13 protein-coding genes are annotated in these 12955 nt (G+C 66.2%); 3 read left to right on the top strand and 10 right to left on the bottom strand.

The features are described from left to right. Nucleotides 1–9 precede the first annotated feature (9 nt). The 4 genes from DKK67_RS20250 to DKK67_RS20235 form a co-directional block, all read right to left on the bottom strand. Entirely contained in the window at nucleotides 10–1476 is a 1467-nt protein-coding gene (locus tag DKK67_RS20250; protein ID WP_111498345.1) for a succinylglutamate desuccinylase/aspartoacylase family protein, read from the bottom strand. Nucleotides 1477–1561: 85 nt separating this feature from the next. Continuing rightward, the gene (locus DKK67_RS20245) at nucleotides 1562–1945 is read right to left on the bottom strand and encodes a DUF2784 domain-containing protein (RefSeq protein ID WP_111498344.1); all 384 of its coding nucleotides are present in this window, start codon (nucleotides 1943–1945) and stop codon (nucleotides 1562–1564) included. 86 nt (nucleotides 1946–2031) lie between these two features. Next, the gene (locus DKK67_RS20240; RefSeq protein WP_111498343.1) at nucleotides 2032–2820 is read right to left on the bottom strand and encodes an OmpA family protein; all 789 of its coding nucleotides are present in this window, start codon (nucleotides 2818–2820) and stop codon (nucleotides 2032–2034) included. Between the two features lie 20 nt (nucleotides 2821–2840). Continuing rightward, the gene (locus tag DKK67_RS20235; protein ID WP_111498342.1) at nucleotides 2841–3218 is read right to left on the bottom strand and encodes a DUF4398 domain-containing protein; all 378 of its coding nucleotides are present in this window, start codon (nucleotides 3216–3218) and stop codon (nucleotides 2841–2843) included. A gap of 302 nt (nucleotides 3219–3520) precedes the next feature. Between DKK67_RS20235 and DKK67_RS20230 the strand changes: the two genes are divergently transcribed. Further along, nucleotides 3521–4057, top strand: a complete 537-nt coding sequence (locus tag DKK67_RS20230; RefSeq protein WP_111498341.1) for a macro domain-containing protein — start codon at nucleotides 3521–3523, stop codon at nucleotides 4055–4057. Between the two features lie 3 nt (nucleotides 4058–4060). On the opposite strand, the gene DKK67_RS20225 is transcribed toward DKK67_RS20230, so the two are convergent. Continuing rightward, nucleotides 4061–5704 carry an MBL fold metallo-hydrolase gene (locus tag DKK67_RS20225; RefSeq protein ID WP_322873922.1) on the bottom strand — a complete coding sequence of 548 codons (1644 nt, stop codon included), beginning with the start codon at nucleotides 5702–5704 and terminating at the stop codon, nucleotides 4061–4063. A gap of 129 nt (nucleotides 5705–5833) precedes the next feature. Between DKK67_RS20225 and DKK67_RS20220 the strand changes: the two genes are divergently transcribed. Further along, the gene (locus tag DKK67_RS20220) at nucleotides 5834–6259 is read left to right on the top strand and encodes a thioesterase family protein (protein WP_111498340.1); all 426 of its coding nucleotides are present in this window, start codon (nucleotides 5834–5836) and stop codon (nucleotides 6257–6259) included. Here the strand turns inward: DKK67_RS20220 and DKK67_RS20215 are convergent. The 5 genes from DKK67_RS20215 to DKK67_RS20195 form a co-directional block, all read right to left on the bottom strand. Continuing rightward, complete coding sequence (locus tag DKK67_RS20215) at nucleotides 6256–7542, bottom strand: MATE family efflux transporter (RefSeq protein WP_265735517.1); 1287 nt, start codon at nucleotides 7540–7542, stop codon at nucleotides 6256–6258. The genes DKK67_RS20220 and DKK67_RS20215 overlap by 4 nt on opposite strands. A 173-nt stretch (nucleotides 7543–7715) precedes the next feature. Beyond that, on the bottom strand, nucleotides 7716–8213 hold the full coding sequence (gene tpx, locus DKK67_RS20210) for a thiol peroxidase (RefSeq protein WP_111498339.1): 498 nt from the start codon (nucleotides 8211–8213) through the stop codon (nucleotides 7716–7718). A 177-nt stretch (nucleotides 8214–8390) separates the two neighbouring features. Next, nucleotides 8391–9608, bottom strand: coding sequence for a multidrug effflux MFS transporter (locus tag DKK67_RS20205; RefSeq protein ID WP_111498338.1), 1218 nt, complete (start codon nucleotides 9606–9608; stop codon nucleotides 8391–8393). Nucleotides 9609–9756: 148 nt separating this feature from the next. Continuing rightward, entirely contained in the window at nucleotides 9757–10659 is a 903-nt protein-coding gene (locus DKK67_RS20200; RefSeq protein ID WP_111498337.1) for a LysR family transcriptional regulator, read from the bottom strand. After that, nucleotides 10646–11878: an alpha/beta hydrolase gene (locus DKK67_RS20195; RefSeq protein WP_228160724.1), complete on the bottom strand. Its 1233-nt coding sequence runs from the start codon at nucleotides 11876–11878 to the stop codon at nucleotides 10646–10648. Before DKK67_RS20195 ends, DKK67_RS20200 begins: the two co-directional genes overlap by 14 nt. 139 nt (nucleotides 11879–12017) lie before the next feature. Here DKK67_RS20195 and DKK67_RS20190 point away from each other — a divergent pair, with 139 nt between their 5' ends. Then, entirely contained in the window at nucleotides 12018–12692 is a 675-nt protein-coding gene (locus tag DKK67_RS20190) for a haloacid dehalogenase type II (RefSeq protein WP_111498336.1), read from the top strand. Nucleotides 12693–12955: the final 263 nt, after the last annotated feature.

Below are 12955 nucleotides of genomic sequence, written 5' to 3'. Positions count from 1 at the left end.
GCGAACCGTTTACTCGTCTTCCAGCGGTTCTTCCGGGCCGCGCGCTTCGGTGCCCATGTGGTAGGCGGCAAAGCCGGCCATCACCACCTGGTCCACCGCCATGCCGATCACCCGGCCGTCCTGTTTCGCCCGGACCGGATGCTGGGCGTTGGTGATCGGATCGGTGACGATCCCCAGGGTTTCCCCGGCGACCACTTCCTGCCCCAGCTCCACATCGCTCACCAGGATGCCGCCGTGGGTGGCGCGGATCCAGCTGGAGTTGTAGTAGACCGGCTCGGGTTTGCCCCACACGAACAGCCGCGACATCATGCCCTGTTTCTCCAGCAGGCTGTTGATGCTGTTGACGCCCGCCTTGATCTGTTCCTCCTGGATACGCAGGGATTCGCCGGCTTCCATGGTGACCGCCGTAATGCCGTTGCGGGTGGCGGCCGTGCGCAGCATGCCCGGGCTGCCCTGGCTGTGGACCACGGCCATCTGGTCAAAGCCCTCGGTAAAGCGGGCGACGGCGTCGTTGTGCATATCCGCCCGCAACTGGGCCAGGTTACTGCGCTTGAGTGAGCCGGTGTGGATGTCCACCAGCATATCGCAGTGCTTGATCACGTCGTTGAACAGCGAGTAGGCGATGCGCGAGGCCAGGCTGCCGTTGGGGTCGCCCGGGAAATTGCGATTCAGGTCGCGACGGTCGGCCAGGTAGCGCGAGCCGCGCTGGAAGCCCTGCAGGTTGACGATGGGAATCCCGATCAGGCGGCCACTCAGCTCCTCGGCCTGGATGTCGTACATCACTCGCCGGATGATCTCGATGCCGTTCAGCTCATCGCCGTGCACGGCGCCGGTCAGGCACAGATTGGGGCCCGGCTGGGCGCCGTTGATGACCAGTACCGGGGTGGGCTGTTTGAGTCCGGCCATGGTGGTGTCCGGGGTCCAGCCCAGCCGGGTGGAGGTGCCCGGTCTGACCTCCGAACCCAGGATGACCAGCGGTTTGGCCTGGGGGGCGGGCTCGGCCGGTGCTTCGGTGCCTGTGCTCGTTCCCGTGTCGGGGGCGGTGGCCGTCTCGGGTGTCTCGGCCGCTGGTTGTTCGGTCTTCGTCGTCGGCGTGTCGTCCGCGGCGGGCTCCGGGCTGTCCGGCGATGTGGTATCGCCGGATGATTGGGAAGCGGTGTCCGACGTGGCCTTTTTCACCGGCTCCGGGGTGGGTGCGACTTCCTTGAGATCGACGTTGGGCGCAACCTGGGTAGCCTTTTCTGGCTGAGGCTCCGGGGCCGGCTCCGCCTCTGCGTCGGTTGAGTCGGCGTCGTCTGTGGCGCCCGGGTCCTGGCTGGCTTCGATGTCCTCTACGCTTTCGTCCTCGGGTACCTCCACCGGGTGAGGTTGTTCGGGGGCGGGGTCCTGGGCGTGCAGGGCGGCACTGAAGGTTAGCGCACCCAACAGGGCCAGAAAGCGGCGCGGGCGGTAAACGGTACTGCGGTCCAACGTCATGTCTGCGGGGTCTCCCGTCGTGTCGTGGCGGGTCGGTCAATGTCTTGGAAGGGCCTATTCTGCCTGCTGCCGGACGTGACGACCATTAAGATCCTGTTGTCTTTCGCCGCCTCCATATTCGCCACAGCAGCCCACCGTACACCAGCAGGTTGAAGCCGAACACGCCCGCGCCGAGCAGGATCTGTACGGGACGCGTCAGCCCGGGTGGGTAGATCAGCGGTAACAGGTAATGGGCAATGAAGCTGCCCTGGTAGCCCGCGTCGCCGGCGAGCTGGCGCAGTTCGATTTCCAGCGGCGTCAGCGGGCAGAGCCACCCGTTCAGCATGACCAGGGTGGCCCAGGCGAGCGTGGGGAGATGCAGCCACAGTAACCAGCGGCGCCAGAGCACGGCCAGCCCGCCGAATATGGCAAACAGGATGAACGCGAGATGCGCGATCAGGACCGCATCCGCGGCGAGCCGCCACCCCATGGTCGCATCACCGGACTCCCGGCCTGCCCGTAATGATCACGGGCGGGCCAGGGTCTGCTGGGTTGGTGAATGAGTTGGCACAGGACCTAGCGGGACTTGATCATCCCCTGCTGGTCGGAGATCACGATCTCCACGCGCCGGTTCTGCTGGCGTCCGCTGGAGGTGTCGTTGCTGGCCACCGGATAATCCTCACCGTGGCCGATCACCTCGACGCGACCAGAGTCGATGCCTTCCAGCATCAGCGAGTTGCGCACCGATTCCGCCCGACGCTCGGACAGCTGCTGGTTGTAGCTGGCCGCACCGGTGCTGTCGGTGTAACCCTCGACCCGCACCCGACGCTCCGGGTATTCGGCCATGAAATCGGCCAGTCGCTGGACCGTACGTTCGCCGGCCGGCTTGAGATCCGCCTTGTTCACATCGAACAGCACGTCGCCCAGGGTCAGCACCATCCCTCGCTCGGTCTGTTCGGCCTGCAGGGCCTCCATCTCCGCGCGCAGACGGTCGGCCTCGGACTGCGCCTGTTGCAGCTTGAGTTGCTCGCGGCGGCTCTGCGCCGAGGCGATCTCTTCCTGCAGGCGCGCTCTTTCGCCCTGCTGGCTTGCGATTTCAGCATGGCTGCGCGCCAGATAGGCGGCCTGTTCCACGCGATCGGTGTCGGCGCCCTCTTCGAGCAGGGAATCGGCCTCCTTCAAGGCCAGTTCAGACTGGCGCAGCTGGGTCGACCCCGCGCGGGCCACGTAGGGATCGTCCTCGATGGCCTGGTAGGCGGAGCGTGCTTCATCCACCTTGGCATTCTGGGCGGGACCGCTGGCGCAGGCTGACAGCAACAGGGCCAGGGTCGCCGCGGAACCTGACATCAATATCCGTTTAGTCATCGTAACCTCCTGGCATCCGCTCACTGTTGAGCCGCGTTGAGTTGCTGGCGCAGCTGCTCGATATTTTCGTTGATCTCATCGACGGCTTCGCGGGCTTTGGCGGTCTCGGTCCGCGCCGCCGCCAGTTCGGCGTCGACCGTGGCCTGCTCAAGCAGGTCTTCGGCCTCCCGGAACTTCTCCGCGTCGATCAGCTGTTGGGCGTCCGCCACCTTATTCTGTGCCCGGTTGAGCAATACCGGCTCGTAATCGCGGGCGTCGGACGTTTCCGCCTGCCGGATCGCGCCTTCAGCGGCGCTCTTGTCCTCACTCGGCATTGTTCCGGAACTGGCGCAGGCCGCCATGAAACCGGCCAGGCCCAGCACCAGTGCCAGTCTGGCTTTCTCGTGATGCCTGTTCATGCACCTTCTCCTTGTGTTTCTGAAGTCACGGTGTTTGAAATCACCATCTCTTGGATCACTGGCCGCGCTGGAAGCGCGGTGTCATCGTCGGGCCAGACCCCGGAAAACGGGGCCTTGTGCCCACCGAGGGTACGTTTAAAAATAGCAGGCAGGTCGTTAGTCTGTATGAAAAATGTGCAATGACACCGGTCAGGTCGCACCCATCGACGTATGAAATAATCGCCTGAAAGCGCTGATTGACGCGCTTTTTCAAAGGCTTACGAAATGGTCATCAGTCGTTCGAGCAACGCCAGGGAGGAATCATGGGGGAACGCGTTCGAGGCCCGGTGACGCTGGAATGCGTGCGGGGCGATATCACCCGGCAGGCGGATCTGGATGCCGTGGTCAACGCCGCCAACGCCGAGCTCCGGCCCGGGGGCGGCGTAGCCGGGGCCATTCATCGGGCGGCGGGGCCGGAGCTGGACCGGGCCTGCCGGCCTCTGGCGCCGATCCGGCCGGGGCAGGCGGTGATCACCGAGGCGTTCGGGTTGCCCAACGATTACGTGATCCATTGCCTGGGACCGGTCTACGGCGTGGACCAGCCCTCCGACCAGTTGCTCGCCGATTGTTACCGCAACGCGCTGCGGTTGGCGGAGTCGGAGGGGCTGGCATCAATCGGTTTTCCCGCGTTGTCCACCGGCGTGTTCGGCTACCCGATGGCGGATGCCGCCGGGGTGGCGCTGCACACGCTCTGGGACGAGTGCTTCGGGCTGGCATCGGTGCGCCGGATCCGCTTCGTGCTGTTCAGCGATGCCGATGCCGAGATGCACAATCAGGTGTTGCGGGGATTGACGGACTGAGCGTCAGCACAGGACCCAGTCGTCGCCCTCGCGGCGCGCCCGGCCGTCCTTCTCCAGCTTGAGCAGGTGGGCCAGCAGTGAGCGCTCGGCCATGCGGTGCAGGGCGGTGGCGGCGTCGGCGTAGGCTTCGCCCACCAGCGTCTCCAGCGGCGCGGGGCCAACCTTGCGCAGGGCGCGGACCACCTTGCGTTCGCGACTCAGGCGGTGGGTGACCAGCAGGTCGATCACCAGTTGCGGGTAGGCCATGAGAAAGCCGTGCCCCGGGGCGATCCACTCCATCTCTTCTTCCAGAAGGTTCATCAGGGCGTTGAGGTAGTCCGTCATGTCGCCGTCCGGCGGGTTAATCACCACCGTCGAGCCCTGCATGATGTGATCGCCGGAGAACAGCATGCCCTCGCCCTCGTGCAGGAAGCAGAGGTGGTTGGAGGCGTGTCCCGGTGTGTGCAGGATTTTCAGCCGGGTGCCATCCAGCTCGATCGTCTCGCCGTCGGCGGGGATGTGATCGGGACGGAAGGTCAGATCCTGGTGGCCGTCGGCGGGCGGCGGCAGGCCGATCAGCGGCGCGCCGGTGGCGGCCTTGAGAGCCTGGGCGCCGGGGCTGTGGTCGCCGTGGGTGTGGGTCACGAGAATCGCCCGCAGCTGGCCGCCGCACTGATCCAGCAGGCGGTGCAGGTGTTGCTCGTGGTGCGGTCCGGGATCGATCACCAGATCGCCGCCGGGATCGCGGATCAGGTAGCTGTTGGTGCCGGGGCCGGTCATTACGCTGGGGTTGGGGACGGTCAGCCGCCAGATGCTCTCGCCGACCGGCGTCCACTGGCCGGGCTCGATCCGGGCCTCAAGCTGGCCATAGGCCTGGGGATCGCGCTTGCGCACTTCCGGGTAGGCCGCGTCGCCGGGGTGGAGCAGGATCGGATCGCCGTTCTTGCGCGCCGGCCAGGGTTCCGTCGGGAACGGTTTGGGTTTGCGGCGGCGGGCGTCGTCCAGCGCGTCTGCGGCGTTGTTGAAGCGGGCCAGGCGACGCAGCACCGTCAGCGTCGGCGCGCCGAACTGGCGTTTGCCGGCGCGGTGCTGGGTCAGCGCTTCTTGCGGCGTCAGCCAGCAATGGTTGATGGTCTCGCGGCCGTCGTGGGCGGGCACCTGATCCGCCGGCGCCCGGGCCAGGAAGAAGCGGGTGTCGAAGCGGCGCGGCGCCCCCGGCGGCGTGACCCAGTGGTCGATGTAGGTCATCTCGCCCAGCGGCAGGCGCAGGCCATGGGCGTCGCACAGAGCGGCCAGCGACAGCTCGCCCCGGGTCACCGGCTCCCGCGCACTGGCCAGCACGGGGTGGGCCGGGCCCGGATGCTGACCGGCGTCGTCCCGCGCCAGCAGCAGGCCGGCTTCTTCGAAGCATTCCCGGATGGCAGCGACCAGATAACCCAGGGCATCATGTTCCACACCCAGCAGTTCCCGCGCGGAGGCTTCGTCGTGGCCGTCGGCGAAGGCGGCGAGTCCTGAATCGGCGTCGCCGGCATCCACCGCGCCGCCGGGGAAGACGTAGTATCCCGGCAGGAACGCGGCCTTGCGGCTGCGCTGCAGCATCAGCACTTCGAAGCCGTCGGCGCTGTCCCGCAGCAGGGCCAGCGTGGAGGCAGGGCGTGGTTGCATCATGGTGTTGTTGTCACGCTCAGTGGATCGGAACTGCTCTCACCATAGCGGCTCGATAACGGGATTGCGACTGCGGTCTTGGCCCGGGACCGGTACACTGGCGTTTTGACCCAATGATCAGAGTATTGCCCTATGGCCCGTGTCCAACTGTCGTTTCCCGATGATGCCTTTATCTTTTCCACTTCCCTGCCGGTGCGGATCACCGACATCAACGGCGCCAACCACCTGGGCAACGACGCCCTGATTTCCATGCTGTCCGAGGCCCGGGCGCAATTCCTGGCCCATTACGGCGTCGAGGAAACGGATCGCGACGGGGTCGGCATTATCGTCACGGACCTGGCCACCATGTACCAGGGGGAGTCCTTCTACCCGGATGAGCTGCGTTTCGAGATTGGCCTGTTGGATTTCAACCGGTACGGCGGGGACTTCGTGTTCCGGGTGACCAAGGCAGACACTGGCCAGGCGGTGGCGATGGCCAAGTACGGGTTTGTGTTCTTCGACTACCGCCAGCGCAAGGTCGCGCCCATGCCTGTGGCCTTTCGCGCGAAGTTTGATTAGGTAGCCGGAGCCGGCGTCGCCTGCAGTCGGCGCATGCCCTGGCGGTAGAACAGATAGGCTTGGGTGCCGGCCAGCAGGTTGCCGATCAGCGCGCCGCTGAGTAGCCCGTCGATACCGCCCATCTGCGAGCCCACCCAGAGGAAGGGCAGGAAGCACGCGAACAGCCGCAGCACCGAGATCAGCAGCGCCCGCATGGACAGCCCCAGCGCGTTGCACACCGACACCATTAGCATGCACACCCCCAGCCCGCTGTAGCTCAGCGGTACCCGCACCAGGTAGCTGTGCAGGATGTCGGTGACCGAGGCGTCGGCGCTGAACAATTCCGACACCAGCCCCGACAGCACCAGCCAGATCAGACCAATCGCCAGCTGCCAGACCACCACGAAGCGCACGCTGATGCGCACCAGCGCGCGGATGCGGTCGATGTCACCCGAGCCCAGCAGGCGCCCGATCATCGGCGGCAGCGACATGGTCAGCGCCAGCACCACCACGATGGAGAAGAACTCCAGCCGTGTGCCCAGCCCCCAGGCGGCCACGGCAGCGGTGCCGAAACCGGCGACCAGGGCGGTGGCCAGGCTGGCGGCGATGGGCGGCATCAACTGGCTCATCATGGCCGGCGCCATGATCCCGCCCAACTGGCGGATGGCCGGCCCCAGCGCCAGCGCCGACAGATCGAAGCGCAGCCAGCCGCGTTTGAGCAGTTTGGGATAGACCACCAGGCAACTGATGCCGAAAGCGGTGATAGTGGCCATGGCGGCGCCGGGGAGGCCCCAGCCGAAGACGAAGATATAGAGCGGATCCAGGGCGATGTTGACCAGGCTGGTGACCACCATCATATAGCCGGGCAGTTTGGTGTCGCCGTGGGAGCGGCTGACGCTGTAGCCGAAGTAGGCCATCGCACCCATCCAGGCGGCGCCGAGCCAGGGCACCCAGTAGGCCGAGATCAGTGGCATCAGGTCCGCTTCGGCGCCCAGCAGCCCCATGATCCCGTGCCGGCCCAGCCACAGGCCGACGAGCAGGAGCAGCGCCAGTGAGCCGCCGATGATCACCACCAGGCCGCCCAGGCGTTCGGCCCGCGCCACGTCGTCGGCACCGAGGGTGCGGGAGATGATCGCGGTGGTAGCGATGCCCAGACCCACCTGCAGGCCGATGATCAGCTGCTGCATGGGCACGGTGAAACCCAGCGCCGCCAGCGGATCCCGGCCCAGCTGGCCGATGAAGATACTGTCCACCAGCTGGAAACTCATCAGCGACAGCACGCCGAACAGCATGGGCCAGGTCATGACCAGCAACTGGCGGCTGAGGGGACGGTTGTCCTGGGCGGGATTCACGACGGTGTCGGTCTCCGGGGCGTTGAGCGGTAACGGATGCGTTGGGAGCGCAGTCTACCAGTCCCTGGAGACGGGGGAGAGTGGGGTTTGCCGGTACGGTCGCCGGCAAACCCCGGTGGTGAGCGTTACAGTACGGCCAGGGCCGCGTCGTAATCCGGCTCGTCCTTGATCTCGCCGACCAGTTGGCTGTGGATCACGGTGTCGTTCTCGTCCAGCACCACCACGGCTCGGGAGCACAGGCCGGCCAGCGGGCCGCTCTCGATCGCCACGCCGTAGTCCTTGCGGAACTGGTCGTTGCGGAAGGTGGACAGGGTTTCAACGTTATCCAGCCCTTCAGCGCCGCAGAAACGGCCCGCGGCGAACGGCAGGTCGGCGGAGACCACCAGCACCACGGTGTTGTCCAGGCTGCCGGCTTTCTCGTTGAACTTGCGAGTGGAGGCTGCGCACACGCCGGTATCAATGCTGGGGATGATGTTCAGAATCTTGCGCTGGCCGCTCCAGGCGCTCAGGGATTTATCTTCCAGGCCGCCGGTGGTCAGTTTGAAGTCCGGTGCCTTGTCGCCCTTGGCGGGAAACTGGCCGGCTACGTCGATCGGGTTGCTGTCGAGGGTCACCTTGCTCATTCGAACACTCCTTGGGATTTTTCCTGATAGGCCATCCGCTTTGTACCGCAGACGCGGCGGGATGGATGATGAGACTTTCGGGTGAAACCGTACTCCGGTCCCGGATGGCAGAAAGTCTAGACAGTCTAGCTCTTTTACCTGAACTGTCCTGTGGTATGGGGACGCGGGGGCCGAGAATCAACCGTGGCTGGGTGCGGCATCGAAGCCGGGCGCCGGCTGCCGTGCCGCCCGCAACAGGTAGCTGAGGCCGGCGGCGAGGGCGCAGACGGCGATCACCGTGGCCATGGTCTGGCTGGTGCCGTTGTGGAAGTGCCCCACCAGCAGGCCGGTGAGGGCGGCGGCACTCATCTGCAGACAGCCGTAGATGGCCGAAGCGGACCCGGCCATATGCGGGAAGGGCGCCAGGGCGCCGGCCAGGGTCTGAGGCAGCGTCAGGCCGACACCGATCATGAACAGCATCTGCGGCAGGATCACCGCCATCCGGGTGAACACCTCGGCCCATGCCAGTGCCGCCATCAGGCCGCTTCCCAGGACGGCGATGCCCAATCCCGCGCGCAGCAGTTGATCGGGCGAGAACCGCCGCGCCAGTCGGGCCGACAGAAAGCTGCCCGAGACGAAGCCGAACACGATCACCGAGAAATAGGCGCCGAAGGCGGACGGACTGACCCCCAGGAAATCAATCAGCACGAAGGACGACCCCGACAGGAAGGCGAACAGCCCGGAAAACACCAGCGCGTTGGTCACCGCATACCCCTGGAACGAGCGGTCGCGCAGCACCGTGCCGTAGTTGCGCAGCAGCGGCCTCGGGCGCAGCGGCTGGCGGTAATGGAGCGGCAGCGGTTCGGGCAGACGCAGGGCGATCAGCGTGACCATCAGCAGGGCATAGCCGGCCAGGGCCAGGAAGATCGCCGGCCAGCCGGAGGCGGCCAGTAGCAGCCCTCCCAGCGTCGGGGCCAGCGCCGGCGCCAGGCCCATGATCGCCGCCATCAGCCCCATGATGCGCGCGGCTTCACGGGGGCTGTGGATATCCCGCACCGCGGCGCGTCCCAGCACCGGTCCGGCGGAGCCGCCCAGGGCCTGCAGGAAACGGCACAGCATCAGGCCTTCGATGTCCGTGGCCAGGGCGCAGCCAACGCTCGCCACGGTGAACAGCAGCAGACCACCGATCATCACCGGCTTGCGTCCCAGGCTGTCCGCCAGCGGCCCGCAGATCAGTTGGGCCAGGGCGAAGCCGGCCATATACAGGCTCAGGGTCATTTGCACCTGGCCGGTGCTGGCGCCCAGCAGCTCGCCCATCTGCGGCATGGCCGGCAGGTACATGTCGGTGGCCAGCGGCCCCAGGGCGACGGTGGCCGCCAGCAACAGGGTCGTGGACAGGCTGGTCAGTGACAGCATGGTGCAGGGATTTCCGGTTGGGCCGCTGGCCGTGAAATGGGTTTGAAAGACAAAAGGTACGAAACCGAAGCATACGGGAGTCATCCAGCGGGATAACGCCCGGGGCGCTCATTCTACCTATGAACAGAATCGATCGGTATGTTGGCGATCAGGCGGGCAGACGACCGGCGACGTCCAGCAGCTGCGACCGGATCCAGCGGTGGGCGGGGTCGTCCTGGTAGCGCTGGTGCCAGAGCATGTAGAGGCTGAACGGGCGGTGGTTGAACGGCAGTGGCGCCTGGGCGAATTCCCGCATCATGCCCTGGTGCAGCCGCGCCGGCGCGCTTGCCAGCAGATCGGAACCGCGCAGGAAAGCGGCCAGCCCGGAGAAGTTGGATACGGTCACCGCGGCGTCGCGGTGGATACCCTGGGCCGCCATGGCGTCGTCCAGCCCCAGCCGCTCGCCGGTGTTGAAGACAATGGAAATGTGCCGGCTGGCCAGGTAGTCGTTCAGGTCGGCCGGGGCGTCGCGTTGCGACGGATCGTAGAAAACCACCATGCGGTCGTCCAGCAGACGCTGTTGCAGGATATCGCTGGCGGGCGGTGGATGCGGCGAAATCATCAGGTTGCACAGGTCCCGACGCAGTCGGTCCGGGGTTGGTATACCCGAGGGCACCACGTGCAGTTCGATGCCGGGCGCCTCCCGCTCCAGGACGCGCGACAGCGCCGGCAGCAGCAGGTCGCGCTGGTAATCGTTGGCGGCCACGGTCAGCGTCAGGTGGGTATCGGCCGGTGCAAACGGCGGCCCCAGCGGCAGGTTGCGCAGCTCCTGCAGGATCTGGCGCACGTGGGGGCCGGTGCGCAGGGCGTAGGGGGTGGGCGTGATGCCGCGCCCGGCCTTGACGAACAGCGGGTCGCCCAGGGTCTGGCGCAGGCGATCCAGGGTGTGGCTGACCGCTGACTGGCTGACCCCGAGGCTGACCGCCGCGGCCGACACGCTGCCGGCGTCCAGTACCGCCAGGAACACGTCGAGCGCACGGGTGTCGAGGTTCAACCGATCAATCGAGTTCATGAATCGCAGTGTAGGGCGATTCCTCCCCTGCGGCCAGGGCGTCGTCCAGGAAGTGGCGGATGCCGCCGGCGAGTTCGTCGAACCAGGGGTTGAAGGTCAGGCGGCTGGTGGGCACGTCCCGGGCGCCCTCGTGCCAGGCGCTGAACCACAGGTCTTCCGGGCCCAGCGCGTCGCAGTCGTCCAGGCTCAGGCCGTTGGGTTCGAGGCAGCGGTTGAGCGGACCGTCGAGGCCGTAGAGCGGGTTGTCCGGCGCGTTGTTCAGGGACATGTGGGACATCTCCAGAATGCGCTGGTCCGGCAGATAGCTGTTGCGCACGGTGATGCGCGGATCGTCCGGCAGTGTGGCGTCGTCGCGGGTGTCCCGATACACCAGCATACGACTGGCGGGGCTGGCGAAGCGCCGGTGGAACTGGTCAGCCAGGAAGGCCAGGTTGATCACCGAATCCGCCTCGGTGGCCACCAGCATCAGCGGCAGGTCGATCCGCTCGCGGGCGTCCAGTTCCTCCTGCACCCGGGCGCGCACGTCCGCCACCTGGGCCGCCGCGTTGATGGCCATGGACTCGTACTTGACCGGGTTCAGCTCCGGCTCCTCCTCAACAAAATCCTTGAACACCGAAGCGATGGGCGCCAGCCACAGGTAGTTGCGCAGCCCGTTGAGCTCCCAGGCCGGGGCGAGGGCCAGCAATCCGGCGGGGGCGGGCTGATTGGCGTCCAGGGCTCGCTCGGTGGCCAGCGCCCCACCCAGGGAAAAGCCGCCGATAAAGGCGTGATCCACCTCGTCGGCCAGGGCTGCGAAGTGGGTGTTCACCTGGGCGCGCCAGACCTCGGCGTCGGCCTCCACCATATCGCCGGGGCGGGTGCCGTGGCCTTGCAGCAGGAGGGTGCGGACCTGCACGCAGCGCTCGGCCAGCGCCTGGCCCAGATCGCGGAACACGTACGGCGAATCGCTCAGCCCGTGCACCAGCAGCAGGCCGATACGCTGCCTTTCGCCGCTGCAATGTGCCGCAGGGCTGGCTTCGAAAGGCATGTTCCAGGCCACCTGATCGGCGCGCGGAAAGCCGTCCACCGGCACCAGATAGTGGTCCAGGTGCTGGCGCACGTCCCGGGAATAGGCATCGAAATCGTCGATGGGCGGTGCCCCAAGCTGTTGCGGCGCGGGTTGGTACAGGGACGGCGTCGCACTGCAGGCGGACAGCCAGACCAGGGACAGGCTGACCACAAGGCGGCGGAGTCGGCGTGGTAATCGGACAGCGGGTTCAATGGCGTACACTGGGACGGCGTCTTCCTTTATAACAGGGGTGCGGGCCTTTACGTTGCCGCACCCCAAACTGGATGAAAACCGGGCACAGGAACCACCTATGACAATCCATCTTGCCTTCGATGTCTACGGGACCCTGGTCGACCCCCAGGGTATGGCCGACCACCTGCGCGACGATTGCGGCGAGCGGGCCGCCGCCGTCAGCCGGTTGTGGCGACAGAAGCAGCTGGAATTCAGCTTCCGCCGCGGCCTGATGCGGGATTACGCCGATTTCGGCACCTGCACCCGCCAGGCCCTGCGCACGGCGATGTCCAGCTACGGCATCGATCTGGCAAGGGCGCGGGAGGACAAGTTGATGCAGGCCTACCTGAGCCTGCCGGCGTTCGCCGACGCCGGGCCCGTGCTGAAGGAGCTGGCGGGGGAATACCCCTGCTTTGCCTTTTCCAACGGCACGCCGGAGGCTCTGGAACAGGTTCTGGGCGCCAACGACCTGCTGGATCATCTGGATGGTCTGGTATCGGTGGATGCCGTCCGCAGCTTCAAGCCGGACCCGGCGGTGTACGCCTACGCCCGCCGCGCCACCGGCGCCTTCGACCAGCCCCTGTGTCTGGTGTCCTCCAATGCCTGGGACGTGATCGGCGCCCGTGCCGCCGGGCTGATGGCCATCTGGGTGCAGCGTGATCTGGACCAGCCGTTTGACGACTGGGAGCTGGCGCCCTCAGCCGTGATTCACGGGTTGCAGGCGTTGCCGGAAGTGCTGGAGCAATTCGGCTAGACAGAAAGCTGGATCACTTGCCGGTGAGCAATATCTCGCCCAATCAAGCAAGATCTTGCTCGATTTGAGCAACTTGTTGCCCGGCGACCGGTGGGTGAATCGAGTGGAATGGCGTTAGAGATCTGTTTTTATTGGTCTTTCTTTTTCTGGCACAGGACTTGTCTCTCAGAGTGGACCCTTTGCGAAGGGATTCACTTATTCAATCGCCAAGAGGGGTTTTCAAGCGCCACGAACGCAGTAGCTTGACAACCCCTCCATGTCAC

It is taken from the genome of Marinobacter bohaiensis (genome assembly GCF_003258515.1).
GTDB lineage: Bacteria > Pseudomonadota > Gammaproteobacteria > Pseudomonadales > Oleiphilaceae > Marinobacter_A > Marinobacter_A bohaiensis.
This window is presented reverse-complemented; position numbering and strand designations above follow the sequence as displayed.

Bases quoted from the DNA above. Each gene is read 5' to 3' on its own strand.
- DKK67_RS20250 (WP_111498345.1), bottom strand. From the start codon at position 1,476: ATGACGTTGGACCGCAGTACCGTTTACCGCCCGCGCCGCTTTCTGGCC.
- DKK67_RS20245 (WP_111498344.1), bottom strand. From the start codon at position 1,945: ATGGGGTGGCGGCTCGCCGCGGATGCGGTCCTGATCGCGCATCTCGCG.
- DKK67_RS20240 (WP_111498343.1), bottom strand. From the start codon at position 2,820: ATGACTAAACGGATATTGATGTCAGGTTCCGCGGCGACCCTGGCCCTG.
- DKK67_RS20235 (WP_111498342.1), bottom strand. From the start codon at position 3,218: ATGAACAGGCATCACGAGAAAGCCAGACTGGCACTGGTGCTGGGCCTG.
- DKK67_RS20230 (WP_111498341.1), top strand. From the start codon at position 3,521: ATGGGGGAACGCGTTCGAGGCCCGGTGACGCTGGAATGCGTGCGGGGC.
- DKK67_RS20225 (WP_322873922.1), bottom strand. From the start codon at position 5,704: ATGATGCAACCACGCCCTGCCTCCACGCTGGCCCTGCTGCGGGACAGC.
- DKK67_RS20220 (WP_111498340.1), top strand. From the start codon at position 5,834: ATGGCCCGTGTCCAACTGTCGTTTCCCGATGATGCCTTTATCTTTTCC.
- DKK67_RS20215 (WP_265735517.1), bottom strand. From the start codon at position 7,542: ATGACCTGGCCCATGCTGTTCGGCGTGCTGTCGCTGATGAGTTTCCAG.
- tpx (WP_111498339.1), bottom strand. From the start codon at position 8,213: ATGAGCAAGGTGACCCTCGACAGCAACCCGATCGACGTAGCCGGCCAG.
- DKK67_RS20205 (WP_111498338.1), bottom strand. From the start codon at position 9,608: ATGCTGTCACTGACCAGCCTGTCCACGACCCTGTTGCTGGCGGCCACC.
- DKK67_RS20200 (WP_111498337.1), bottom strand. From the start codon at position 10,659: ATGAACTCGATTGATCGGTTGAACCTCGACACCCGTGCGCTCGACGTG.
- DKK67_RS20190 (WP_111498336.1), top strand. From the start codon at position 12,018: ATGACAATCCATCTTGCCTTCGATGTCTACGGGACCCTGGTCGACCCC.